This is a genomic window from Streptomyces incarnatus (assembly GCF_001027185.1).
Classification (GTDB): domain Bacteria; phylum Actinomycetota; class Actinomycetes; order Streptomycetales; family Streptomycetaceae; genus Streptomyces; species Streptomyces puniciscabiei.
This window is the reverse complement of sequence record NZ_CP011497.1, coordinates 8,449,873-8,474,224: the sequence shown is the minus strand read 5'-3', so window position 1 is coordinate 8,474,224 and position 24,352 is coordinate 8,449,873. Positions and strand designations below refer to the sequence as shown.

The 24,352-nt window shown below is 68.7% G+C and carries 21 protein-coding genes and 1 pseudogene; 11 read left to right on the top strand and 11 right to left on the bottom strand.

Annotated elements, in window-relative coordinates:
- Positions 1-577, bottom strand: a 577-nt coding sequence (locus ABB07_RS38595) for a caspase, EACC1-associated type (RefSeq protein ID WP_208903076.1), incomplete at its 3' end; no start/stop codon positions are given.
- Positions 574-990, bottom strand: a complete 417-nt coding sequence (locus ABB07_RS38590; protein WP_208903075.1) for an effector-associated constant component EACC1 — start codon at positions 988-990, stop codon at positions 574-576. The genes ABB07_RS38595 and ABB07_RS38590, both read right to left, overlap by 4 nt.
- A 407-nt stretch (positions 991-1,397) precedes the next feature.
- Here ABB07_RS38590 and ABB07_RS38585 point away from each other — a divergent pair, with 407 nt between their 5' ends.
- A complete protein-coding gene (locus ABB07_RS38585; RefSeq protein WP_208903074.1) occupies positions 1,398-2,408 on the top strand; it encodes a DUF2599 domain-containing protein in 1,011 nt (336 codons plus the stop codon).
- A 662-nt stretch (positions 2,409-3,070) separates the two neighbouring features.
- Here the strand turns inward: ABB07_RS38585 and ABB07_RS38580 are convergent.
- The 4 genes from ABB07_RS38580 to ABB07_RS38565 all read right to left on the bottom strand — a co-directional run bounded on the left by ABB07_RS38580 (position 3,071) and on the right by ABB07_RS38565 (position 6,059).
- A complete protein-coding gene (locus tag ABB07_RS38580; protein ID WP_208903073.1) occupies positions 3,071-3,259 on the bottom strand; it encodes a hypothetical protein in 189 nt (62 codons plus the stop codon).
- A gap of 152 nt (positions 3,260-3,411) precedes the next feature.
- Entirely contained in the window at positions 3,412-4,698 is a 1,287-nt protein-coding gene (locus ABB07_RS38575) for an MFS transporter (RefSeq protein WP_208903072.1), read from the bottom strand.
- Positions 4,695-5,234, bottom strand: coding sequence for an ArsR/SmtB family transcription factor (locus ABB07_RS38570; protein ID WP_208903071.1), 540 nt, complete (start codon positions 5,232-5,234; stop codon positions 4,695-4,697). Before ABB07_RS38570 ends, ABB07_RS38575 begins: the two co-directional genes overlap by 4 nt.
- 168 nt (positions 5,235-5,402) lie before the next feature.
- Positions 5,403-6,059 (bottom strand): CatB-related O-acetyltransferase, encoded by a 657-nt coding sequence (locus ABB07_RS38565; protein WP_208903070.1) that lies wholly within the window; start codon positions 6,057-6,059, stop codon positions 5,403-5,405.
- Between the two features lie 148 nt (positions 6,060-6,207).
- On the opposite strand from ABB07_RS38565, the gene ABB07_RS38560 reads away from it, so the two are divergent.
- Entirely contained in the window at positions 6,208-6,798 is a 591-nt protein-coding gene (locus tag ABB07_RS38560; protein ID WP_208903069.1) for a TetR/AcrR family transcriptional regulator, read from the top strand.
- Positions 6,799-7,614: 816 nt separating this feature from the next.
- Here ABB07_RS38560 and ABB07_RS38555 read toward each other — a convergent pair.
- Together ABB07_RS38555 and ABB07_RS38550 are read right to left on the bottom strand one after the other, a co-directional pair.
- On the bottom strand, positions 7,615-8,193 hold the full coding sequence (locus tag ABB07_RS38555; protein WP_208903068.1) for a Type-2Aa cytolytic delta-endotoxin: 579 nt from the start codon (positions 8,191-8,193) through the stop codon (positions 7,615-7,617).
- A 139-nt stretch (positions 8,194-8,332) separates the two neighbouring features.
- Positions 8,333-10,045 (bottom strand): MFS transporter, encoded by a 1,713-nt coding sequence (locus ABB07_RS38550; protein ID WP_208903067.1) that lies wholly within the window; start codon positions 10,043-10,045, stop codon positions 8,333-8,335.
- Between the two features lie 281 nt (positions 10,046-10,326).
- Here ABB07_RS38550 and ABB07_RS38545 point away from each other — a divergent pair, with 281 nt between their 5' ends.
- The 4 genes from ABB07_RS38545 to ABB07_RS38530 all read left to right on the top strand — a co-directional run bounded on the left by ABB07_RS38545 (position 10,327) and on the right by ABB07_RS38530 (position 13,643).
- On the top strand, positions 10,327-11,316 hold the full coding sequence (locus ABB07_RS38545) for a TetR/AcrR family transcriptional regulator C-terminal domain-containing protein (RefSeq protein WP_244189682.1): 990 nt from the start codon (positions 10,327-10,329) through the stop codon (positions 11,314-11,316).
- Between the two features lie 82 nt (positions 11,317-11,398).
- Positions 11,399-11,536 (top strand): hypothetical protein, encoded by a 138-nt coding sequence (locus tag ABB07_RS38540; protein WP_208903066.1) that lies wholly within the window; start codon positions 11,399-11,401, stop codon positions 11,534-11,536.
- Between the two features lie 735 nt (positions 11,537-12,271).
- Positions 12,272-12,577, top strand: coding sequence for a hypothetical protein (locus tag ABB07_RS38535; RefSeq protein WP_208903065.1), 306 nt, complete (start codon positions 12,272-12,274; stop codon positions 12,575-12,577).
- Between the two features lie 523 nt (positions 12,578-13,100).
- Positions 13,101-13,643, top strand: coding sequence for a GNAT family N-acetyltransferase (locus tag ABB07_RS38530; RefSeq protein ID WP_208903064.1), 543 nt, complete (start codon positions 13,101-13,103; stop codon positions 13,641-13,643).
- Here the strand turns inward: ABB07_RS38530 and ABB07_RS38525 are convergent.
- Positions 13,627-14,502 (bottom strand): annotated as a pseudogene (locus ABB07_RS38525) (IS5 family transposase). The gene ABB07_RS38530 and the pseudogene ABB07_RS38525 overlap by 17 nt on opposite strands.
- A 65-nt stretch (positions 14,503-14,567) precedes the next feature.
- On the bottom strand, positions 14,568-15,041 hold the full coding sequence (locus ABB07_RS38520) for a GNAT family N-acetyltransferase (RefSeq protein ID WP_208903063.1): 474 nt from the start codon (positions 15,039-15,041) through the stop codon (positions 14,568-14,570).
- 1,334 nt (positions 15,042-16,375) lie between these two features.
- Here ABB07_RS38520 and ABB07_RS38515 point away from each other — a divergent pair.
- A complete protein-coding gene (locus ABB07_RS38515; protein ID WP_208903812.1) occupies positions 16,376-17,416 on the top strand; it encodes a vWA domain-containing protein in 1,041 nt (346 codons plus the stop codon).
- Between the two features lie 197 nt (positions 17,417-17,613).
- Here the strand turns inward: ABB07_RS38515 and ABB07_RS38510 are convergent, their stop codons facing one another.
- Positions 17,614-18,264 carry a hypothetical protein gene (locus ABB07_RS38510; RefSeq protein ID WP_208903062.1) on the bottom strand — a complete coding sequence of 217 codons (651 nt, stop codon included), beginning with the start codon at positions 18,262-18,264 and terminating at the stop codon, positions 17,614-17,616.
- Positions 18,265-18,484: 220 nt separating this feature from the next.
- On the opposite strand from ABB07_RS38510, the gene ABB07_RS38505 reads away from it, so the two are divergent.
- From ABB07_RS38505 to ABB07_RS38490, 4 genes are all read left to right on the top strand, one after another.
- Complete coding sequence (locus ABB07_RS38505) at positions 18,485-19,084, top strand: cysteine hydrolase family protein (protein WP_208903061.1); 600 nt, start codon at positions 18,485-18,487, stop codon at positions 19,082-19,084.
- A 10-nt stretch (positions 19,085-19,094) separates the two neighbouring features.
- Positions 19,095-20,006, top strand: a complete 912-nt coding sequence (locus ABB07_RS38500; protein ID WP_208903060.1) for a GlxA family transcriptional regulator — start codon at positions 19,095-19,097, stop codon at positions 20,004-20,006.
- A gap of 1,177 nt (positions 20,007-21,183) precedes the next feature.
- Entirely contained in the window at positions 21,184-21,927 is a 744-nt protein-coding gene (locus ABB07_RS38495; protein ID WP_208903059.1) for an HAD family hydrolase, read from the top strand.
- Positions 21,924-24,320, top strand: a complete 2,397-nt coding sequence (locus ABB07_RS38490) for a glycoside hydrolase family 65 protein (protein ID WP_208903058.1) — start codon at positions 21,924-21,926, stop codon at positions 24,318-24,320. Before ABB07_RS38495 ends, ABB07_RS38490 begins: the two co-directional genes overlap by 4 nt.
- Positions 24,321-24,352 lie beyond the last annotated feature (32 nt).

Below are 24,352 nucleotides of genomic sequence, written 5' to 3'. Positions count from 1 at the left end.
CTAACAGCTCCAGGAACGCTCCGGTGAACGTGGTGTGCTCGGCGTCCTCCGGAGCGCGGGCCAGTAGCTCCGCCGACCCAAGGAGATACATCCCGTTCCCGGGTGCCGCGTTGAAAGCGGTGATCAATGAGGTGCCGCCGAGCGACGCGCGCCCAGAGAAACAGCAGTCGAGCACGACGACTTTGGACGCCGCCCGGCTCGCCAGCACCGCCTCCCGCAAGGCGGCGAAGGAGTACGCCTGGTGCTCGGCCATACCGGGAGTGAGCTCCGCGGTGCTGCTGGCGGCCAGAAATAGATCCCCGCCCGGGGTAAGCAGACCGTGCCCGATGAAGTAGACCAGCAGAACGGTGACGGCCCGCTTCGCCGCCGTTGCCACGGCGAGGGCCATGCTCTGGGCGTCAGCCGGGTCGAGCACTGCCGTCACATGTTCCGGGCGCACCCCGCAACGCTCGATCAGAGCCGTCCGCAGATCTCTGAAGCTGTCGGCGACCGAGGGTACCGAGGGCAGTCCGCCGTCCTGGTGCGTCGCAGTAGCGATCAGCAGAACCTGTGCACCCGCGCCGTCCAGATCGGTCATCGGTCCTCGCGGCGCTCGACCGGGGCGATCTCCAAGGTCACGTCTCCTTGCTCGTCCTGTGCGCCAAGCAGGATCGCGACATCGGCCACTTGCTGCCGTAGGGCTGCCGCGTCGAGATCAGCCACGTTCCTGGCGGAGAGTCCCAGCGAACGGCGGTCCGGGAGTGTCACCTTGATGTGTATCTCACTGCGCCGGGTACGCAGCCAGGCGATGACGGTCGTGGCCAGCGCGGTCGCCGCGGCGCCGGGACCGAGGGCCACCGTAAGCGCCTCGAGCAAAGGTCCGAGCGTGCCCTTCTCGGGTGGGCTCTCCTTGCAGCCGACTCGGCCTCTCAACTCGTCGACATCAGTCAACCAGGCGTGCAATGAACGAAGCTGGTCAGCCGCCTCCGGGCCGTCGGTGTTCAGCGTCACTTCTCACAAGCCCCCGTCGCTGCCGCGTGTAACCCCACTGCCTTCACGGCCGCAACGAGGCTAGCGGCTGCTGCTGGGCCTGACTAGGGCCCCTGTTCTCCACGGGACAAAGGTGACTCCACCCCGCGGCGGTGCGGTCGTTCGAGGACCTGGTGGGACAGGACAGGGGTGTCGCCAGGCGTGATCAGACCCACGTCGTGAAGGTAGGACAACCTTTGGCCGCAGACACCTGACGAGAGTGGCGAGGGTACTCGACGCACTGCTGGAGAACCCGACGTTTCGTGATGGATCCCAGAGGATTCCTACACGAGGGATCCGATCCAGCCATCTCACCTGAACCACTATCAGCCCCTCATTGGGAAGTGTCACTATCCAAGTTGTCGAGTCACTTCTCTCAAGGGGGACCCATGAAGCGACACAAGATGTCCAAGGCCTTAGCCGTCGCTGCCACTGCTGCCTGCCTCACACTCGGCCTCCAGGCCACCCCAGCGTCTGCGGATTCGGTCTGCGGGAAGGAAGTCGGCGGCGCCATCCTCACGAAGTACAACGAACTGGGAGGCGAAGGCGGCGTCCTCGGGTGCCCCACATCCGGGGAGCTGACCACACCGGACGGCCGCGGACGGTACAACACCTTCGACCACGGCTCGATCTACTGGACCTCCACCACCGGCGCCCACCCCGTATGGGGCGCCATACGCGACAAGTGGTCGGACATGGGCTGGGAAGCCGGCAAGCTCGGCTACCCCGTGAGCGACGAACTGACCAACCCCGACAGCGAGGGCAAGCGCCAGCAGTTCGAAGGCGGCACCATGTACTGGCACCCCACCCTGTCCCACGGCGCCCACGCCGTCTCCGGAAAGATCGGCTGGGTGTGGTCGGCGTACAACTGGGAGTCCGGTGCCTTCGGCTACCCGACGTCCGATGTGTACTGGGACAACGACAACAAAGAGAACTACCAGCGGTTCTCCAAGTTCCAAACGATCTTCTATAACCCCGACGGAAACAACATCGAAGGCTGCATTCACGCGTGCGTCGGCTACTACGGTACGGTCGCGGACGACCCCGCGTCCCAGGCAGCCGACCTGATCAACGAGACCCGCATCGAAATCCCCCTCGACAAGTGGCAGGACACCTTCGTCGTGCGCACCTGGCCCACGCTGAAAGGACGCGCCGGTGGCCGTGCACTCATCCCCGTCGAGTGGGAACAGGCATGGCAGCGGGTACCGCAGCCGTGGGCGATGACCGACACGAAGAACAGCTCCCTGTACAAGCAGTTCGCCTGCCACGTCATGTTCTCCGTCCCCAAGCCCGGCGGCTGGACCGGCGGCGAGTCCTGGGACCTGGAGTCATGGCGTCCTGACATCTCGTGGCTGAAGGCCATGGACCCGCTCACCAACTCCAAGTGCAACTGGGACTGAACCGGCATCGATCCACCGGCTATGAGAAGGGCGTCGGCCCGCACATCACAGTGCGGGCCGAGTCGCGCTTGGTTGTCCTTCAGGAACCATGTCCCGGCTGGCGGTACGTACCATCCGCGGCCCGCCGACCGGTCACAAGCCGGCACTGACACCGGCTACCCCGTTTGTCGGGCCCATGCCGGGGTGAGGGACCGGGTGACACACGGGGCGGGCACTGTGCAGCTGCACGGCTGGGAGCAAATGCCCTGATGCTCCAGGACATCCTCGGTGAAGCCGAGTGGGCGGGCCTCCTCACGTCCGCCGACCGGCGCGGCCTGACCCCGCTGTTCTGGTCCCACGTATGCCCGTACGGAGAAGTCAACCTCGACATGGACACCCGCCTCAGCCTCGCCGCAGCCGCCGTACCTGGGCCCCGGCAACCGGCCGACGATGCCGCTCGATCTCAAAGGGGGTTCCTTTGCGCGCTCGTCTTGCTGTCTCAACGGTGGCCATCACCGTGGCCGGTGTCTTCTTCAGTGCACCGGCCGCGTCCGCAGTGACGCTCCCGTCGACCAACACCGCACATCACTGCATCCACCACACCACCGGCGTGTGCGGCTGGATGCACCACCAAAAGTAGCGGGGCACAACTCGACGAAGGCGCCGTCGCCGCCCTGCGCCGTTTAGCCGCGCGCACACGCCTGCTGAGTCCCGAGCAGTGGCAGGCCACCAGCCCTACAACGAGCGACCAGACCAACGACTTCGGCTGATTCGAGGCGACGCGGTTCGACGCGCCTGAAGCGGTGGCCGGTACGCAGGAACAGTTCCTCGAGCTCGTCGTTCCAGATCTCAACTGCACGCTCGTCGATCACACCGGGAGGCTGCCCGGCCCGTTGTCACTATCAGCGGCGGCTGCACACGATCGAGGGGCGGTCCGGGAAAGAGAACATAGGCCGGAACTCAGCCCACTACACTTACCCAAATCCCCCCTGACCAGGGAAGACGTCAAAGTGCTGCTGGAGTACTAAATGGCATGCTCCTGAGCGGAATTCCGGGATTCCGGGTGGGCTGGATCATCGGCCGGGGCGGCGCCACGCAGCGCCGCTTCGACCCGGCGGTTGCTGGTCATGGATGCCGTGACGGCCGTCATCGCCAGGAGGAGGACGGCGGCGGCGTAGAGCGGCGTGCGTACGTCGTAGCTGGTGGCCAGCCAGCCGCCGAGGAAGGCCCCGAACGGGGCAGCGCACATGGCCAGCATGCGGGAGGTGGAGGCGACCCGGCCCATGAGGTCGGCAGGGACGATCGCCTGCCTGAGGGAGGGCCCGAGCACCATGGTGGCGCCCATGCCGGCCCCGCAGACGGCGAGCGCGAGGCCGGCGACGTACGGGTTCGGGGCAGCGGCAAGGCCCAGGATGGCGAGCCCTTCGACTGCGGCCGTGCAGGTCAGTGCGGCGCCGGTGCCGAGTCGTCGGCCAAGGAAGGAGGCGATGCCCGCACCGAGCAGACCGCCGGTGGCCTCCGCCGTGAGGAGCAGGCCGAAGCCGTAGGTGCCGATGCCGAGGCGGTCGCGCGCGAAGAGGGCGAGGACGGTCTCCACAGCGAGGAAGGCGACGTTGCCGACCGCCGGACGCAGTGCGAGGCCGAGCAGCACTCGGTCGCGGAAGACGTACGAGGCTCCGGCCCGCGCCTGCCGAAGCAGCGACTCGCGGACCTCCGGCACGGGCCGGGGCATGGCGGGAAGCGACCGTACGAGCAGGGCGGAGAGCGCGAACGAGACCGCGTCGGCGAGCAGCGGAACCGCCCGCCCGAGCGCGAGCAGCGCACTGCCCGCAGGCGGCCCCGCGAAGCCGGACATGGCGGTCTGGGCGCCACGCAAGCGCGAGTTGGCGCGCTCCAGGAGTGCGGGGTCGCGGTGGAGCAGATCCGGCAGATAGGCCGTGGCGGCCGTGTCGAAGAAGAGCCCGCCGAGACCGAGCAGGAAGGCGACGGCCGCGAGCAGCGGAATGCTCAGCACGTCGAACACGGCCGCCGCCGCGGGTATCCCGAGCAGCACCGCACGTGCCGTGTCCGCGACCCACATCGTGCGCCGGCGGTCCCAGCGGTCCACCAGCGCACCGCCGAGCACCCCGAAGAGCAGCCACGGCAGGGTTCCGGCGGCCGTGACGACGGCGAGCGCCATCGGATCCCGCGTCAACGTCAAGGCGAGCAGCGGCAGCGCGGCGTGCGTCACCCCGTCACCGAGCGAGGACACCGTCTGCGCAGTCCACAGCCGTCCGAAGCCGGTCGGCAACTTCCGAACGCCTGAGGTCACTTGGCATCTCCTTCGGCCTGCTTCAGCGATGCGGGGTGGAACAGTGCAAAGACGAGTGACGCGTCCGGCAGCGACGGATCGGACAGCTCCCGGTACTCGTCCGCCAGTGCCTGCAGCCGCGCCCCCAGCTCCGCGAACTGCTCCTCGGTGAGCCGCAGATGCGCCATCCGCACGTGCCGCTCGCCATCCACCGGCGACGCCTCCAGATCCGCCACCGCGTGCCGCATGAGCACATCCGGCCCGCCCTCGCCCGGATCCGGCAGCACGATCGCCCGCGCGGCCATTGCGTAGTACCGCTCGTTGACTCCCCGCACCTTCCGGGTTCGTACCACCTTCACCAGGCCGGCCCGCTCCAGCAACCGCACGTGATAGCTGGAACTCCCCTTCGCAAGGCCCACCCGCTCGGCGATCTGCGTAATCGTCGCCGGCTCGAAGCGGAGCACGGCCATGATCCGGTGACGCGTGAGATTGGAGACGGCGCGCAGCTGCTCGTCCGTGGTGACGTGAAACGTCTCGGGAGGATCATCGGTAGGCATGCGAGTAATGGTCAACGATTCTTGACCATTGGGTAAGCGGATTGCGCGCGGACTTCCAGATCTGCTGTCCGGCGCGTGAGACCTTCTGCCAAAGCCCTCCCCCGCTGCCGATCCGGGGAGCTGCGGCCGCGCTGCCGGCCACCAAGTGCTCTTCGATGGACACCCGGGTCACAGGGGCTTCCCCAGACCGTGCTCGGTGGCGATGCGGGCGATGTCGTCCGGGGTTCCGGACATGATGGTGCGGGCGTGTTCGGTGACGAGGTCGGCGGGCCAGTCCCACCAGGCGGCGCGCAGCAGTTGCTCGACGTCGGCGTCGCTGAACCGTTGCCGGATCGGTCTGGCCGGGTTGCCACCGACGATCGTGTAGGGCGGAACGTCGGCGGTGACCACTGCGCCGGCCGCGATGATCGCGCCGTCGCCGATGCGCACGCCGGGCATGACGGTCACCTGGTGACCGAACCAGACATCATTGCCGATCACCGTGTCACCGCGGCTGGGCATGGACGTGACGATATCCAGGGTCTCCTCGGTCCAGCGGCCGCCGAACATGGTGAACGGGAACGTGGACACCCCCATCGTCGGATGGTCGGCACCGGCCATCAGGAACCTGGTTCCCGAGGCGATCGCGCAGTACCTGCCGATGACCAGACGCTCGGGGCCGTACGCGTACAGGACGTTGAGGTGCTCGAACCCGGTCGCGCCGGCCGGGTCGTCGTAGTAGGTGTACTCGCCCACGGCGATCTTCGGCGAGGTGACCAGTGGCTTGAGGAACACCACCCGGTCATGCGCCGGCAGTGGGTGAACGAGGGTGGGATCAGGCGACAAGGTGCGGTCCTTCGGATCTGTGGCTCGTTTGGCCCTCGGGATGGGACAGGCAGGACGGCACGGCACGGATCGTGTCGTCCTGTCGGAGTGTGATCACCGGGCAATCCCCTTGTCAAGACGGCACGTGTCGTGCCGTTAGGATGGCGACATGACCGATCGTCGCCCCAGCCGTACCGACCACCGAACCGATGCGATCATGAGGGCAGCACTCGACCTGGCCCTTGAGCTCGGCTACGCCAAGCTCAGCATCGAGGCGGTCGCGAACAGGGCCGGCGTCGGCAAACACACCGTCTACCGCCGCTGGTCGTCCCGCGGCCTCCTCTTCCTCGACGCGGTCCTCAGCCTGAACACCGAAGGTCTGAGCCACTCCAACACCGGCGATGTCGTGGCCGACCTGCGCGAGACGATGATCAAGGCTGTCGATGTGCTGGGCCGGCCCCCTTGGGGTCCGCTGTACCAAGCTCTCATCGGCGAAGCGCAGCATGATCCCGAAGTCGCCGCCGCGCTCAACCAGCGCTTCATCGAGCCGCAGACCGCCGACACCCTGGCTCGCCTCAAAGCCGCCAAGGACCAGGGCGAACTCGCGCCCGACTTCGACCTCGACCTGGCATTCGACATGCTGTCCGGCCCGCTGTACTACAGACTCCTCATCACACAGCAGCCGATCACACACGACTACATCGATCGCGTCCTGCAAGCGGCCTTCGCCGGCATGAGCCCCAGACCGCCCACGCGATAGAGGGCGTCAGCCGGTCACGAGCTGCACTGTCCGCCTATGACGAAGAGTTGCCACCCCCATCAGCGTCGCTACCTCTCTGTCGGGTCAGGGCGACACCGCACTTGCCGACAAACAACTCGGCCAGTGAACTAGGAAGCAGGCCGGTTCGCCGCCGATCACGATCACGTCCGCCATGACATTCTGCCGGTGTCGGGGATTCGGGAGCGGTCGCGCGGTCCATGTCGACCTTGTCCTCATCGGGGGCCAGTGGCGTCGTCGGGTACCTGATGATCGCCAAGTGCTTCGTGGGCCACGGAGCGGCCGGACCAGCGGCCGGTCTGCTGGGCGGCGGCATCACAGCCCTGGGAGCAGTGTTCCTGAGTAACCGGTACCGCAACTCGCGCTGATGCGGTCCCACTTGTGAACTCACGCCACACGATCTCGCCGGGTTCCGCTCCCCCACGCCCCGCTGTCTGCGGGGGCGGCGACGAAATGCAGCCCTCGGCCGTCTCAGTCGGGTGAACGGGCTTGTCCAGGACGGCACTGACGGCGTGATCATGCCAGCCACCGCAAGATCGTCTCACCTGCCAGTGAGGCAGTTGCCGAGCCGGTCCGCCTGCTCTGCACGATGGACTCCACCATCGCCATGCACGTCGTAGATCAGCGCCTCCGTGAAGGTCGAACCCAGGGACCACAGGACGTCCGGCCCTACGGCGACGACGCGCCCGCCGGCTGCGATGTACGGCCTCAACTGGACCGACCACGAACCCAAAGGGCTGTGGCTGACTGAGTCGTGCGTGATTGCGCGGCCCGGGACGGCGGGCCGCGACCGGAGGTTCAGGCCGCGTTCGCGAGCTTCTGGCGTACGACGATGGCGTTGAGCCGGACGGCGAACGGCGCGGTGTCGGTGAGGTCCAGGGTGCGCATGCGGGACTTGTCGAAGCCGATGGTGACGTCGGTGCAGAAGGCCACGGCGTACAGGTAGGGGCCGGCTTCTTCGTCCTGGAGGGCGAAGAACAGGTCTCGGTAGTAGCTCGTGTGGTCGGGGCCCTCGTCGTAGTAGGCCAGTCCCGGTTCGCCTTCCTGTGCCGCGAGATGGGTGAAGGCGCCCGCGAGGTCGTGCTCGACGGTGTCCCAGAAAGACGCCTGAGCCGCCTCGGGCGGGAGCGCCTGACGGACCGCCTCCTTGAGGGACAGGGCCATCACCAGGAGCGGCGCCTCCTCCTGGAGCCCCCAACCGCGGACCATCTTGACGATGTCGCTGTCGGGAAGCGCGGCGGCGGCATCGCGGATGTGACCGAAGTCGTAGTTGACGGTGGCGGGCGCGATCGCCTCCTGGAAAGCGCGTCCCAGAGCTTCCGCTTGAGCTTGGTGGGCCTCTCCCACCTGGGTGACTGTCCTGAAACTGGCTGCCAACTCCCCCTCCTTCAACATTTTGTTGTACTGGTGGGGTGTCAGTATGCCGCAGCGGTGCGCCGGCGCGAGCCGAGGGGCGTCGGCCGGGCACCACCGCGCGGTGGTGCCCGGCCGTTCCTCTCGCCGTGGCCGCCGGGTTTCAGTGGCCGGCGGAGCCCTCGGGCCGTGCGTGGCGCGGGAGGAGGAAGGAGAGCAGGAACGTCAGGACGAGCATGCCGTCGACGATCCACAGCACCGTCTTCATCACGGAGCCGAATCCGGTGCGGAAGGCCGACTTCGCGGTGGTCTCCAGCGCGCCGGATATCCGGGCGCCGGCCTGCGGCGACGTCACGGCGGACCGGGTGTCCTTCCCCAGGCGCGCGCAGGACGCCGGCGTAGCGGCCGGATCCTTGGCGACGGCACGGTCGGAGGCGCACCGCCGCAGGTCCGCCACGACGCGGTCCTGGGCGGCCGGTGCCACGTGCGCCGCGCTCAGCTGACCGCGCAGGCCGGCCGCATGGTGGTCGACGGCGGTGGCGATACCGCCGCCGAGCAGGCCGAAGAACACGGTACCGAGGAGCGCCACGCCGAAGGCGCCGCCGAGCTGCTGCATCGCGGTCATCGTGCCGGACGCCGAGCCCGTCTCGTGCTGCTCGACGCTGGCGAGCACGATGTCGAAGAAGGGGGCCATCAGCAGGCCCATCCCGATGCCGGTGACGAGCAGGGCCGGTACGAGCTGCCAGGGGCCGACGCCGCTGCCCACCGTGTCGAGGGTCAGCCACACGCCGAACACGCCGAGCGCCATGACCAGCGTGCCCGCCTGGAGCACGCCCCGGCCGAACCGGACGACGGCCTGGGCGACACCGAAACCGACGATCATGCCGCCCGACCAGGGCACCATCACCAGGCCCGCCTTCAGCGGCGAGTAGCCGAGGCCGATCTGGGTGTAGAGGTTGAAGACCAGCATGAAGCCCTGCATGGTCGAGAAGAAGACCAGCCCGAGGGTCATGCCTCCACTGAACCCGCGCTTGCGGAAGAGGCTCGGGACGACCAGCGGGTCACGGCCGGCCTCGCTGCGGCGCGACTCGTAGGCGGCGAAGGCGCCGAAGACGGCCACCGACGCGGCCATCATCGCGAACGTCCACCCGGGCCAGTCGTACTCACGGCCCTGGACCAGCGGGAAGATGATGAGCAGCGCGGCCAGCGAGACCAGGAGCACGCCGGGGGTGTCGAGGCGCGGCCTGTCGCCGGAACGCCCCTTGGGCAGGTAGCGCAGGGCCCCGAGGAAGGCCGCGGTCCCCAGCGGCAGGTTGATCAGGAAGATCATCCGCCAGCCGGTGCCGAGGTAGTCGGCGTCCACGAGCCAGCCCGCCAGGATCGGCCCGCACACTGCGGACAGCCCCATGACCGGGCCGAACATGCCGAACGCCTTTTGCGACTCCTTCGGCGGGAACATCTCCTTGATCATGCCGAGGCCCTGCGGCAGCATCACCGCGCCGAACAGTCCCTGCACGACGCGTGCGGCGATCAGCATCTCGGGCGACACGGCGAATGCGCACAGCAACGAGCCAAGGGTGAAGCCGGCGGCTCCCACCAGGAACATCCGGCGGCGCCCGTGGATGTCGCCGAGCCGGCCGCCGGTGACGAGTCCGACGGCCATCGAGAGGGTGTACGCGGCGGCGAGCCACTGGAGGGTGGAGGCGCCGCCGCCGAGGTCGGCCCGTATGGAGGGGCCGGCGATGTTCGTGACGACGGCGTCGAGGAGATCCATCACCTCGGCCGCGAGGATGACGAACAGCGCAGCCCAGCGCCACCGGTAGGGCGCCGGCGAGTCGGTGGGCCTCTCGGCGGACGCGACACCGGTGGTGGACATCGGAAACTCCTGGCGGAAGGCCGCGTCGCGCTGAGGAGACGCGGGCGCGGCGGGACGGATGGACGAAGGCTGCCCGGCTCACTGGACACGGCCCAGGGAGCTGGCGACCGGACACTCGGGAGAACGGTGTTCACCGTAGCAGAACAGCGCTCACCAAGAGAACGGTGTTCATTAAGATATAGCGCAATCACTCTCCCGGAACAAGATATATCGCGTCTCAGGCTCGGCGTATGCCGTCATCCTGGGCAGAACACTGTTCTCCGGGTCCCTAGACTGATCGCATGAGCGACGCGGCCGCCGGCACCCCCGCACCCCCTCCACCGTCCCCATGGGAGCGCGAGCGCCCCGCTCGAGCCGGCGCACCCGCACGCGCGCCGCTGTCACGCGACCGGATCGTCGAGGCTGCCCTCACCGTGCTGGACCGGCACGGACTCGACGGCCTCTCGATGCGCCAGGTGGCGGCCGAACTGGGCGTCGCGGTCTCCGCCCTCTACGCCCACGTCAGCTCCAAGGACGACCTCCTGGAGCTCATGTACACCCGGCTCTTCGACGGCTACGCGCTCCCCGCACCCGATCCGGAGCGCTGGCAGGAGCAACTGCGCGACTTCGCCACCACCTGGCGCAGGCGTCTGCTGTCCCACCGGGACATGGCCAGGATCTCCATGGGGCACGTCCCCTTCACCGCCGAACTGCTGCCGCACGTCGAGTCGTTGCTCGCCCTCTTCCGCACCGCCGGCCTGCCCGACCGCATCGCGGCGGAAGCCGGTGACCTTATCTCCACCTACATCGACGGGTTCGTCCTGGAGGAGGGCATGTGGCGGGACCGGGCCGCTCGGCACGGCGGTGGCACCGCCTCACCCGCCCGCCCCGACTGGGGCGAGATGGCCGACGAGATGCAGAAGTACTTCGCGTCCCTGCCCGCCCAGGACTTCCCCCACCTGCGCGCCCTGTCCGGGCTGATGGTGACGGACTCCTCCGACGAGAGGTTCGACATCGGCCTGGAGATCATTCTGCGTGGCCTGGCGAGCTACCTGCCGGCCACGCCAGCCGGCCGGGTACCAAACACGCATCGAGTCCCGGAGTCCGGCGAGACCCGGGAAGCCGGCCGCGCCGGGAGGTCCGAGGGGCGTACGGAGTCTGGTGACACCCCGGGAGCCGCCGCGTCCCGGGGGGCCGGTGCGACTCCGGGAACCGGTACGGCTCCGGGAGCCGGTGCGGCTCCGCAGGTCGGCCCGGCACCGGACGCCGGACGCGGCACCGGCACGGCCTGAGCCCCGGATGGTCCCCCGCTGTACATGTCTCACGGCCGGTCAGGAAACCGCTCCCTCGAACCGACCCGACAGGAGGCCGACCATGACCACCGCACCGTCTCCTCACGGCCAGGAGCGCACACTCCGCGCGGCGCCACGCCGGCGCCGGTTGTCCCGCACCGTACTCAGCGGCTTCGTCCGCGGCGCCGCCACCGCCATCCGTACCGTCCTCGCGGGCTGACTCACCACCTGGGCCCGCGAACACCTGTGAGCCGACGGCGAAGGCCTGCCCGTCGAGGAAACACTGGCGGAGCTCGATCATCATGGCCGGGAAACGAACGACAGCTCTCACGCCTCGATGCGCTGCGCTCCGCCTGACCCAACAATCCCCAAGGAGGAGGCGGCGGGGCTGGCACCGGCAGCAGGGCGGGCGCGTCCGGTCACCGGCTGACGACACCGAGTAAGCCGACGTCGTCATGCTCCGTCCCCGACCGCTTCGGATGACCGATGCACCGGGCCCGCACCTCGTCCAGGCCCGCGTCACCGCCCGCCTCTTCCGGAGCCATGACCACCCCGTGTGCGCTCCGGGGTCCGGCGGACCCGCCCGAGCACCGGGCATGCGGACGCCCCGCCACTGGCGGCTGGATCCGCCCGGCCTCAAGGCCCTGCTCGTCCCGTCCGTGCTCAGGCTGCTCAGCGGAATCAGAAACCGTCGCAACATGAGTTCGACGGACGAGCAATCCCGACGGACGTCATCTCCGTATTAAGTCACAGGAAGCAAGACCTTCTCCACAACAACATCAACCGAGAAGTTCGCAAATCGTTTGTGGTCGATTTCGGAAGGTGATGGTCCGCCGCCCGAATGCGCTTCGCGGGCGGCGAGCGGCGCACAGAGCTACGCGCAGGCTCTCAAGCGCCGGGGACGGCTCATCGAGGCCGCCTGAATATCAAGCACACCCTCAGAGAGGGGCTCACCATGCGCGTACACACCCGTATCAAGAAAGCGGCCATCGCAGTCGCGGCGGCGCCGATCCTGGCCATCGCCGCCGGAGCCGGGGCCGCCCACGCAGCCGCCACCACCGCGCCCGAGCACGTCGTCTCGTTCCACCAGGACAACGGCTGGGGCTGGGGCGACGGTGGCGGTTGGGGCTGGGGCGGCGGTCACAACCACGGCTGGGGCTGGGGCTGGGGTGAAGGACACCACCACCACGGCTGGGGCTGGGGCTGGGGCTGGGGTGGAGGACACCACCACCACGGCTGGGGCTGGGGCTGGGGTGACTGAGTTCCAGCAGAACTGATCGCCACCTGAGATCCAGTCCTCAACCCCGAAAGGAGAAGCTGCCATGCGTGCAAAAATCTCCACGGTCAGACGCGTGGCTGCCGCCATCTGTACCGCTCCCCTCATCGCCATAGCGGCCGGCGCGGGAGCCATCAGCGCGGCTGCGGCTGACCACCACGCACCCAACAGCACCGCCGCCGTGTCCCCCAAGCCCTGTCCTCCCAAGCACACCTGCCCACCTGGTTGGGGTCCGGGATGGGGCTGACGGCCCAGGAACTGTAGGACCGCAACGCGGTCCTACAGTTGGTTTCCACGTTCACGACCCGCGTACTGGAGGTAGCGCTCCTTGTTGCCGGCTTCCGGACCGGTTACTCACGGCGCCAAGCGGGCCATTCCCCGCGGGGTCGGCCGAGATTGCATGAGCCGCGCAGCGTCTTGCCGTCCACGGCGATCGCGCCGCCCAGGGGGGTGCCGAAAGTGACTGGTGAGGATGGTGGAGAGCCCATTTGAGATCCAGAATGATTGGATGGTTACGCTTGAGACTCCCCGTCTGATCCTGCGTCGCTGGCGCGAGGAAGACGTTGCCCCCATGGCCGCCGTCAATGCCGACCCTGAGGTCATGCGGTGGATCCGTGACGGCAGCGTCCTTGACGAACAGCAGACTCGCGGCAGGATCCAGGCATGGGAGAGCGAGTGGGAGTCACAAAGCTTCGGCCTGTTCGCCGTGGAGATCCGGTCCACTGGCGAGCTGGCCGGGTTCACCGGGCTTTCGGTGCCCGGCTTCTTGCCGGAGGTACTGCCGGCGGTTGAGGTCGGCTGGCGGCTGGGACGTTCCCACTGGGGGCAGGGCTTGGCCACCGAGGCCGCTGCGGCCGCAGTACGGTTCGGGTTCGAAGAGCGAGGGCTGGATCGAATCGTCAGTATCGCGCAAGTGGGCAACGACGCGTCCGAACGGATCATGGCCAAATTGGGGATGCATCTGTTCTGTGAGACCGTCAATCCCACCGGTGGTCGGCGAGTTCGGGTGTTCGAGTTGTCGTCGGACCAGTACGTCACAACCACTCGTTGATGGCGGCAACGAGGACGGTGGCCTCGTAGCGGACCGCGAGTTTGTCGTACCTGGTGGCCACGGCTCGATGTCTCTTGACGCGATTGATGCCGCACTCGACCGCGTGCCGGGCCCTGCAGTCCTCTGGGTCGAACTTCGGTGGCCGGCTTCCGCCGGACCCGCGCTTCTTGCGGTTGCGGACTTGGCCAGCCTTGTCCGGAGTGGTGCAGCGGATACCGCGAGTCCGCAGGTGGGCGCGGTTCTTGCGGGACGCGTACGCCCTGTCCGCCCGCACCCGTCGCGGGCGCACGCTGGGCCTGCCGCGCCCCGGTCGGGGCACCCGGATACGGCCCAGCACGACCTCGAACCGCGGAAATCCCCGCACTGCCAGGCCGTGATCACGAGGAACATGGGCTTCTGCCTCTGTTCGACGGCCGGGTGCAGCTTGGTGGTTGGACCGCCGCGGGAGCGTCCTGGTCCGTGGTCGTCCGGCTCGCAGGCGACACCGCCAGGCGGTTCCTGTGGGCAGTCCCCCGTTTTACGCGCACCGGCAGCGTGCTGGTGGGCGCGCAGGACCGTGGAATCTACGTTGAGATCCCAGGTGATCAGCTCCTTGGCATCCGCCCGGGCCCTGCAACGCGGTGAAGATCCGATGCCAGGTGCCGTCCCGCTGCCATCGACGGAACAGGTCGTACACCCGGCCCCAGGGTCCGTACTCGGCGGGCATGTCCGGCCGCGGGACACCGGTGCGGACCCGGAACCGTACGCCGTCGATCAGCTGTCGCCGGGCCCAGGTCAGCGGGCGGCCGGGCTTCTCGCCCATCGGCAACAACGGCTCCAGGACCGCCCATTGCTCGCCCGTCAGGTCTCCACGCGCCACAAACGAAGATCATCGCACGACTACTGCAACGGCCTGGGGAGCGATGACCGGTAGCGGTTGGTCGGTCAGGGCCGCGGGACAATGAGCGGCAGATCTCGGTGGAAGACGACCATAGCCCGGCCTGGGCCGTTGTAGTCGTCGACGATCTTAGTGTTGAAGCCGAGGCTGCGATGGAAGGCGATCGAGCCGGTGTTCTCGACTGACGTGATCGCCTTCAACTTCCGTGCACCGTGACGTTCCGCTGCTTCAGCGAACGCCGTGTACAGACGACGGCCGAGACCGGTGCCACGGGCATCATCCCGGGTGGCGATCAGATGCACGTACCCGGTGCCGTCCGGGGTGACGAACCCGAAGATGTACCCGCGGATTCCGTCCTCGGCCCGGGCAACCAAGCAGGTGGAGCCGAACTCCTGCACCATAGCCAGAAGATGCAGCGACCGAAGGTCGCGTTCGCCCCAGTAACGGGAGTGATCAGTCAGGACCTGGTGGAAGTCGGCCACCGCGGCCGGTGCGATGTGTATCCCCATGATGACGATCATGACAGGCGCCCTGGCTGTATGGGTCACGAGCGTTGTTAACGCGGGCCGTTCTTGATCGTGGCGAAGGCCCCCGTGTGTGGTGGAGGTGTCGAATCTTCACCGCATGGAGGCCTTCATGTCCCACCGTAATGCCCGGCAACGGCCCGCGATTCTCCGCTTTGCCCCTGGCGCCGCACCACCCCGCCTCGCCCGTACGTGCCGTGAGGAGGGAAGCAGGTAGATGTGAAGCCGGCCAGTTTCCGTGGAGGCCAACGGTGGCGCGGGTCGGGAAGCGGACCGCGGTGCCCAGAGGGGATCGGGGCGGTGGTCGGCGTCAGAGGATGCCACGCCGTGAGTCTGGGAGCATCGGCGAAGCCGCTCATGCCCCGCTGAAGTCGAGAGCCACGGGCTGGAGGCTCGGTGGCAGTTGGCTCTGCGGCTTGGTCGGCGGGGTCACTGGCTCGAGGCGACCGTGCAGGAGCAGGCACAGCGTGACGGCAACGGCGGTGAAGGCCCATCGCCCACCCGAAGGCGGCGTCGAAGCCGCCGGCCCAGGCGCTCGGTGTGTGGGCGTCATCGGCGATGTGCTGGAAGACGACAGCGAGGTCGGCGATGCCCACCGAACCGCCGGTCCGCTGAGCGACGCGGGCGATGATGCCGGCGTCCGGGATGTCTTGGTGTTCCAGGCCGACGTACGCAGCGCCGGCTGGCGGGATCATGGCGGCGCCCGAGCCGATGCCGCGGACCTGCTGAAAGTGCAGAAGCAGCAGCATCGTCGCCCCGTACAGGGGGTGTCACCCAGGAACAGCAGCGCGGAGGAGGAAGCAACCGCGCGATGGCGGAACAGCCGCAGGTTGACCAGGGCGCCGGCGGTGCGGGTCAATGCCCAGGCGGTGAAGCCGGCGACAATGGTGAGTCCGCCGATCAGTGGGATGAGGACCTTGGCGCCGGTGAATCGCGCACCGGTGCCGAGGAGCCCGACAGGATCCGAAGCGTCATCAGCAGCCTTGCGATCAAGCCGGCCGCCCAGGGCGGCAACGATCGAGGCCGCCTCCTCATCCAGAGCGACGCGTGCGGCGGGGGAGGCTGCCGTACTCGTCGGCTCAGCCCCGGGATGTGTCGAGCGCGGCCCCCTCACGGTTCCACCGGCTGTGCCGCAACGGCCGGCCGCCCCTGGAGAGCAGCAGTGGCAGCAAGCGGTACGGACCCGTTGTTCCAAGGGCGGTGACCGTGTGCCGGCGCGCCTGTTGCGTCCTGAGGCCGGTGGGCTCCTCGTCCGGGCCGGGAGCCGAGACCGATTGTCAGTGGTGCGTGAGACGGTGGGAGCATCGAATCGGGATGAGGGGGAGCTGGTCATGTCCGGAAACCAGAACTACATCAATCATGTCGCCCTTGTGCTGGATGCCAGTTCGTCCATGTCGCATCTGAGCCGCAAGGTCGTCGAGGTCGCCGATCAGCAGATTGCGTACCTCGCCCGCCGGTCGAGGGAGCTGGACCAGGAAACCCGCGTCACGGTGTACGTCTTCGCGGACAAGGTGAAGTGCGTCATTTACGACAAGGACGTGCTGCGGATGCCGTCACTGGAGCAGCTGTACCGGGTCGGGGGCATGACGGCCCTGCTGGCGGCCGCACTGAAGTCTCAGCGGGAGCTGGCGCAGACGGCTCAACTGTACGGCGACCACAGCTTCCTGACGTTCATACTCACCGACGGGCAGGAGAACGCGAGTCATCGCTGCCCCGACGCCCCTGCCACGGATCCGCGTGCACTGGTCGGGGCCGTGGCCGACATGATCGAGACACAGGAGGACAACTGGACGCTGGCCGTCCTGGTGCCGGACCAGATGGGCCGGCGCGAGGCCATGCAGTGCGGTTTCCCGAAGGATAATGTCGCCATCTGGGACGCCACGAGCACACAGGGACTGGAAGAGGCCGGGCAGGTCATCCGGCAGGCCACCGAGAAGTTCATGGTGGGGCGTACCAAGGGCATCCGGGGATCGCGGGCGGTGTTCTCCACGGGAGCCGAGGCGGTCAACAAGGACACCATCAAGGCGGCCGGACTCACGCCGGTTGATCCGTCGCAGTACGAGCTGATTCCGGTGGCTCGTGACGCGGCGATCCGGGACTGGGTCGTCGAGTGCGGGCACACCTACCGTACCGGTGGTGCCTTCTACCAGCTGAGCAAGTCGGAGAAGATCCAGGCGCAGAAGCAGATCGCGGTGCTGGAGAAGAAGACGGACCGGGTGTACACCGGACCCGAGGCCCGAGCCCTCCTCCGCCTGCCCGACGTGGAAGTTCGAGTCAAGCCGGACCACAACGACGACTTCACGATCTTCGTGCAGAGCACGAGCGTGAACCGTAAGCTCGTCCCGAACACGCGGCTGCTGCTCATGCTCTGACGCCTTGAAAACCGTCTCACGGGTCCGCGGACCAGGGGCCCGTGTGCTGCGGGCCTGTGTGCTGCACAACCGCCGCTGCATCAAAAGCAACTGCCCGCTCCGGAGGAACCAGGCCCCGTCCGCAGAGGGTAGGTGACGGAACTATCGGGCCACACCGACCCTGCCTGATGGGCTCGGAAAGGCCGAACTCCCATTGCTCAACCCCAGGTCTCGCCGGTGACAAGGTGGGGGCCGAAGTAGCGGGTGGCGACGGACGCGAGCGGTGGCAACGGGCTGTCCTCCATTGCGTGCTTGAAGGTGTGCACCAGGCATGAGCGCACAGGGTGCACCGGTCCATGAGGCTTCCAGCCGTCGTTCGTGGACAGCGGCCGGTTCTGCGGTCGGGCCAGGGAGAAAGCGACGAGCATCGTACGTGCGTCCTCGTACCCGAAGTAGTCGGCGATCGCCCGGTTGGTGAAGTCCAGATGGTGGAAGACGACCGCCACGTCCTCCTCCCCGTATGGTGCCTGCTGCAGGGCCGGCAGCACGTCGAGTATGGCGTCACCGCGGGCCAGAAGCCGGGCCCGTTCGAGTGAGTCACCCCACGGCGGGGGATCGTCGTCCCGCAGGCCTTCGGGATACTCCTCGGAATGCAGAACGGTGCCGACCTCAGGGGCGTCCCAGCGGGCCTGCCCGCTGACGCTCCCCCAGTTCAGACTCGCATTGACACACAACTCGCCCGCAAGCAGTGCCCAGGGCACGCAGGCCACCCGCTCGCGCGCCAGGCCGACCACGAGCTGCCCGAAGTCCTCCCGGGACAACAGGGTCGGCTCGGCGGGCGCGGTGAAGGCATCGGTCCATATCCCCATGCAACGGGTCTACAGGCAGCCTTCGCGGAGGGCCAACGAAATACGGGTGCACCGTGCGTCATCCAGCACAGCAGTGAGATGCCGCTGACACTGATGGCAGAGGAGGCGTGGTGGCCAGTACACAGGGAGTGGGCAGGACTCCCGCCGTGACCGGATCGGTCCGCACACGGACCCGATGAGCCCTGTCACCGCTCTGGTCGCGCCGGTCAGGATGGGGAGCATGACCCGAGCACTCATCGTCATCGACGTCCAGGAATCCTTCCGCGCCCGCCCGCTGTGGGAGACCATCTCCAACCCGAAGATCGCCAACCAGGTCGACCGCCTGGTCCGGCTCGCCCGCCAGGCCGGGGACCTGGTGGTGTGGGTACTGCACTCCGAGCCTGGCAGCGGCGATGTCTTCGACCCCGCCCTCGGCCATGTCCGGCTGATGGAGGAGCTGGAGCGCCGGGACACGGAACCGCTGATCCACAAGACCTCGCACAACGCTTTCACCACAACCTACCTGCAGCAACTGCTCACAGAGCGCGGCATCCGCGAGCTCACTGTCTGCGGCATCCGAACCGAGCAGTGCGTCGAGACCACGGCCCGCGTCGCGAGCGACCTCGGCTACCGGGTCACCTTCGTCATCGACGCCACTGCGACCAACCCCGTCCCGCACCGGGATGCTCCAGCCGACCAGAGCATCGCCGAACTGCTGGCGGACCCCCGCACCCTGAGCGCCGAGGAGATCATCAGGCGCACCGAGTACGCCCTCGCCGGCCGCTTCGCCACCATCACCACCGTCGGGCAACTGGAGGCCTCGGCCGGGCCTCGGGCATGATGACCGGATCGTGAGCCACATCGCCTTTCTCCTGGTGCCCGGACTCCATCTGCTGGACCTGGCAGGACCCGCGCAGGTCTTTTCCACGGCCTCCGACTTCGGGCACCCCTACGCACTCAGCTACATCGCCGAGCAGCCCCTGGTCCCCACCGCTCAGGGCGTGCCACTGGTGGCCCGGCTCGACTGGCCCGAGCTCGGCCCCGAGGACCTCATCGTGGTGCCCGGATGGCGGGCGCTCACCCTGGCCGGCGGTCCTGCCATCGGCGCGGCCTCCCTGCAGTCTCTCCGGGACCACCACGCCAGGGGCGGGACCGTTGCCAGCGTGTGCGCCGGAGCCGAGGCCCTCGGCCGGGCCGGCCTGCTCGACGGCCGCCGCTGCACCACCCACCACGATGTGCAGGATGAGCTCGCACGCCGCTACCCCAGGGCGACGGTCGACCGTGATGTCCTGTACACCGCCGACGACCGGGTGGTCACCTCGGCGGGCATCGCCAGCGGCATCGATCTGGCCCTGCACCTGATCGCCACCCGCCACGGCCCCGCGGTCGCCGCCCAGGTGGCCCGCGACATGGTCGTCTACGCCAGGCGCAACGGCCATGAACCGCAGGCCAGCGCGATGCTCCGATACCGGTCTCACCTCGACGACACCGTCCACCAGGCCCAGGACCTGCTCGACGCCCGCTTCGACCAACCGTTGCCCCTGGCCGTCCTGGCCGCGGCCGTGGGCGTGAGCGAACGCACCCTCACCCGCCTCTTCACCCGCGCCACCGGCGGCCTCACTCCACTGCGCTATCAGCAAGTCCTCCGTCTCGAACGCGCCGAGCACCTCATCAGTCACGGCGCCACGGTCGAGGCCGCCGCCCGCGCGGTCGGGTTCGAGGACTCCCGTATGCTCCGCCGCCTGAGAGCCCGCGAGCACTGACCAGTGGCGCACGCCAGGCTGCGAGCTGCACCGGCCCGACGACGTCCTCCAGGGCCAGGCCGGCTGCTTCCGCGAGCGTGGACAGGTCCACGGTGCGGTGGTCGGCCGGCGGGTGCGGCACCACCTCCTCGACGGGTGCGAACTCACACGCGCTGCTCGCGGCGGACAGTGCCTCGGAATCCCGCCTGTCTCTAGGACGGCGCGGACGGTGGTCAGCCGTACCCGCAGGTGCGGGTACGGCTGGGATGCTGTCGACGTACGGGAGGCGCGGCACCACATGGCCGACGGACCTGACCGTCCATCGCGCCCCGGGAGCGGACGATCAGCGCGGGGTCGCGCAGCGGTTCAGCGAGGCGCCTGCGCATCCCGTCCAGGACGTCGACGTGAACGGCCGGGGTGGCGAGCAGAGGCCGCAGCGTCGCGCCACCACACCTCGTGGATGAACAGCTGCTCGGACCCCCACGCCATCAGTCGTGTGGGTCTGCCGACCGCCACCAGGGGCTCGGCGCCGAGCCAGGTTCTGCCGGGGGCGGCTGCCGAACTGGCTGGGAGCATTCGAGGCCGGCCCACCGGCTCGCACACGACGATGACCGTCCGCAGCCTGAGTCGACCCTGCGTGATCGCTTCGGCCGGCAGCGCTCCCCCGCTTTGTTCGCAAACGCAAGAGGCTCGCTGGTTGGACTTGCGAGGCGAAGCGTGGCCCCTTGAGAGCTGGGCCTCGGCCCCGCCCCACATCGTGCTGACTCCCGCCGAGAACACCTTCGGGCTGCGCGTCACGCCGGCGCGGGACGACGAAGCGTGCTGGACCGGCAACCTGCTCACCCTGTCCGAACTGGCCCGATTTCAAGCTCCCCCGCCGGCCCGACTGCCAGCGGCACTGCGACGCCACCGTGTGCGGCGAGTCGGCCTTGCCAGATGGGGGTGTGACGAGGGTGGACTCCGCGAGTGACGGCCGGGTCCGGGCCCCATGAGCCGACGATGTGCTCGTTCTCGTCGGACCAGGTGAACAGCGACTGGTCGCCGAGCACACCCCCGAGTCCCTGCTTCCGGCGCGTTGGAGCCCATCAGAGTGACGGCATCGAGTGCGCCCGCAGGGCCTCGACCGAGCGGGTGCCTTCCTGCGCGTCGAACGGTGACCTACCGCTTCCGTCCGCACCCGTCTTCTAGCCTCGGCGACATGCTGGGGCTTCCTGCGCACATCCGTACCTGCCTGTTCGACCTGGACGGGGTGCTCACCCAGACCGCGAAGGTGCACGCGGCCGCCTGGAAGGAGATGTTCGACGGCTATCTCCGCGACCGCGCGACGCGCGAAGGGACTGCGTTCGTGCCGTTCGACGCGGTCGGCGACTACGACGAGTACGTGGACGGGCGGCCCCGTGAGGACGGCGTGCGTACGTTCCTCGCCGCGCGCGGGGTGCACCTGCCCGAGGGATCGCCCGAGGACCCGCCGGAGGCGGAGACGGTGAACGGCCTGGGCAACCGGAAGAACGAGCTGGTGCTGCGACGGATCCGCGAGGAGGGGGTGGAACCCTACGACGGCTCGGTCCGGTACGTGCACGCGGCGCGGGCGGCGGGCCTGCGCTGCGCGGTGGTGTCGTCGAGCGCGAACACCCGGGACGTTCTGAGGGCGGCCGGCATCGAGGAACTGTTCGACGAGCGGATCGACGGAGTGGTCGCCCGCGAGCGCCGGCTGCGGGGCAAGCCCGCCCCGGACACCTACCTGGAGGCCGCCCGAGAGCTGGACACGGATCCGGAAGAGGCCGCGGTGTTCGAAGACGCCCTCGCCGGCGTCGAGGCCGGGCGGGCGGGACGGTTCGGTGTGGTCGTGGGTGTCGACCGGGTTGGCCAGGCGGAACAACTGCGAGCCCACGGCGCCGATGTGGTGGTCCGAGACCTGGCGGACCTACTGGAGGAACGGTGATCACCCATCCCAGCTTCACGGTCGAGCCATGGTGTCTGCGCGAGACCGAGCTGAACCTGGACGTGCTCGCGCAGAGCGAGTCGGTCTTCGCCCTCTCCAACGGGCACGTCGGGTGGCGCGGCAACCTCGAGGAGGGAGAGCCCCACGGACTGCCCGGCGCCTACCTCAACGGCGTGCACGAACGGCATCCGCTGCCCTACGCCGAAGCAGGCTACGGATACCCCGAGTCGGGCCAGACGATGATCAACGTCACCGACGGCAAGATCTTCCGGCTGCTGGTCGACGACCACCCGTACGATCTGCGCTACGGCCGGCTCGTCGCGCACGAAAGGGTCCTGGACTTCCGCTCGGGCATCCTCAGCCGCACCGCACGATGGACCTCGCCCGGCGGCCGTACGGTGCGGATCTCCACGCGGCGGCTCGTGTCCTTCACCCAGCGATCGGTGGCCGCGGTCGTCTACGAGGTGGAGCCGGTCGACGGTCCGACCACGGTGGCCGTGCAGTCCGAGCTCGTCGCGAACGCGCAGCTGCCGCGGTTCGAGGGCGATCCGCGCGTGGCCGCGGCGATCGAGTCACCCCTGGTGCCGGAGGAGAATTTCGCGCAGGACACCCGGCTGCGGCTGGTGCACCGCACCGACCGCAGCGCGCTGCGGGTGGCCGCAGCGGCGGACCATCTCGTCGAAGGGCCGCAGAGCACCCGCTGGACGGCGCAGTGCGAGGCCGACGTCAGCCGGCTGACGGTGACCGCGGACCTGGTGCCCGGGCAACCGCTCCGGCTGGTCAAGTTCGTGGCCTACGGCTGGTCGGGCGAGCGTTCGCTGCCGGCCGTGCACGATCAGGTGGACGCGGCGGTGGCGGCCGCGGTCAGCACCGGCTGGGACGGTCTGGCCACGGCACAGCGGTCGTACCTGGATCGCTTCTGGGCGGGCGCGGACGTCGAGGTCGAGGGCAGCGCGCGCATCCAGCAGGCCGTGCGGTTCGCCCTCTTCCACGTGCTGCAGGCGGCGGCCCGTGGCGAGAACCGGGCGCTTCCCGCCAAGGGCCTGACCGGGACCGGGTACGACGGCCACTGTTTCTGGGACACCGAGTCCTATGTGCTGCCGGTGCTGACGTTCACGGCGCCGGAGGCCGTCGCACCGGCGCTACGGGCGCGTCACCGGATGCTGCCGGCGGCGCGGGAACGCGCGCGTCAACTGGGGCTCGCGGGCGCGGCGTTCCCCTGGCGCACCATTGACGGTGCCGAGTGCTCCGCCTACTGGCCGGCCGGGACGGCCGCCTTCCACATCAACGCCGCCATCGCGATCGCCGCCGACCGGTACGTCCTGGCGACGGGGGACGAGGACTTCGAACGTGGTGAGGGCCTCGAACTCCTCGTGGACACCGCCCGGCTGTGGCGCTCGCTCGGGCACCATGACGCGGAAGGCGTCTTCCACATCGACGGGGTCACGGGCCCCGACGAGTACAGCGCGATCAACCGTGACAACCTGTACACCAACCTGATGGCCCGCCAGAACCTGATCTCGGCAGCCGACACTGTTGCGCGTCATCCCGAACGCGCCGCGGAACTCGGCGTCGACGACGAGGAGACCGCCGCGTGGCGGGACGCCGCGACCCGCATGGCGGTGCCGTACAACCACGCGCTCGGCGTGCACGAGCAGTCGGCCGGCTTCACGAGCCTCCAGCGCTGGGACTTCGAGGCGACCCCGCCCGAGAACTACCCGCTGCTGCTCCATTACCCCTACTTCGACCTGTACCGCAAACAGGTGGTGAAGCAGGCCGACCTGGTGCTGGCGATGATGGAGTGTCCGGATGCCTTCTCCGACGAGCAGAAGGCCCGCAACTTCGCCTACTACGAGGCCCTGACCGTCCGTGACTCCTCCCTGTCGGCGTGCTTCCAGGCGGTGCTCGCCGCCGAGACCGGGCATCTGCGCCTGGCCTACGCCTACCTCGGCGAGGCAGCGCTGATGGACCTGGAGGACCTGGAGCACAACACCCGTGACGGGCTCCACATCGCCTCCCTCGCCGGAACGTGGATCGCGCTGGTCGCGGGGTTCGGAGGCTTGCGCCGGTACGGCGGTGACGACGGGAGACAGGCCCTGCTAGCGTTCGCACCGCGCCTGCCGGAGGCGCTGTCCAGGGTGGCGTTCACACTGCTGGTACGCGGACGCAGACTGAAGGTGGACGTCGGTCCGTCCCGGGTGCGGTATCACCTGGAGGAGGGCGAACCCCTCGTCGTGCTGCATCACGGGGAGCCGACGTCCCTGACTCCCGACGCGCCGGTGGACCGCCCGATGCCGCCCGCACCCGTCCTCCCCGAGCCGCAACAGCCCCCGGGCCGCCGCCCGGTGGGCCTGCCCGTCGAGGAGGAGGACCGGGCGGCGACGCCGGAGTAGCGCACAAGAGCGACACCAAGGACGCACAAGTG

What these genes read in the sequence shown, in the direction of transcription:
- ABB07_RS38585 (WP_208903074.1), top strand. Translation starts at nt 1,398, where the DNA reads ATGAAGCGACACAAGATGTCCAAGGCCTTAGCCGTCGCTGCCACTGCT.
- ABB07_RS38570 (WP_208903071.1), bottom strand. Translation starts at nt 5,234, where the DNA reads ATGCCTACCGATGATCCTCCCGAGACGTTTCACGTCACCACGGACGAG.
- ABB07_RS38560 (WP_208903069.1), top strand. Translation starts at nt 6,208, where the DNA reads ATGACCGATCGTCGCCCCAGCCGTACCGACCACCGAACCGATGCGATC.
- ABB07_RS38550 (WP_208903067.1), bottom strand. Translation starts at nt 10,045, where the DNA reads ATGTCCACCACCGGTGTCGCGTCCGCCGAGAGGCCCACCGACTCGCCG.
- ABB07_RS38545 (WP_244189682.1), top strand. Translation starts at nt 10,327, where the DNA reads ATGAGCGACGCGGCCGCCGGCACCCCCGCACCCCCTCCACCGTCCCCA.
- ABB07_RS38540 (WP_208903066.1), top strand. Translation starts at nt 11,399, where the DNA reads ATGACCACCGCACCGTCTCCTCACGGCCAGGAGCGCACACTCCGCGCG.
- ABB07_RS38535 (WP_208903065.1), top strand. Translation starts at nt 12,272, where the DNA reads ATGCGCGTACACACCCGTATCAAGAAAGCGGCCATCGCAGTCGCGGCG.
- ABB07_RS38530 (WP_208903064.1), top strand. Translation starts at nt 13,101, where the DNA reads ATGGTTACGCTTGAGACTCCCCGTCTGATCCTGCGTCGCTGGCGCGAG.
- ABB07_RS38520 (WP_208903063.1), bottom strand. Translation starts at nt 15,041, where the DNA reads ATGATCGTCATCATGGGGATACACATCGCACCGGCCGCGGTGGCCGAC.
- ABB07_RS38515 (WP_208903812.1), top strand. Translation starts at nt 16,376, where the DNA reads ATGTCCGGAAACCAGAACTACATCAATCATGTCGCCCTTGTGCTGGAT.
- ABB07_RS38510 (WP_208903062.1), bottom strand. Translation starts at nt 18,264, where the DNA reads ATGGGGATATGGACCGATGCCTTCACCGCGCCCGCCGAGCCGACCCTG.
- ABB07_RS38505 (WP_208903061.1), top strand. Translation starts at nt 18,485, where the DNA reads ATGACCCGAGCACTCATCGTCATCGACGTCCAGGAATCCTTCCGCGCC.
- ABB07_RS38495 (WP_208903059.1), top strand. Translation starts at nt 21,184, where the DNA reads ATGCTGGGGCTTCCTGCGCACATCCGTACCTGCCTGTTCGACCTGGAC.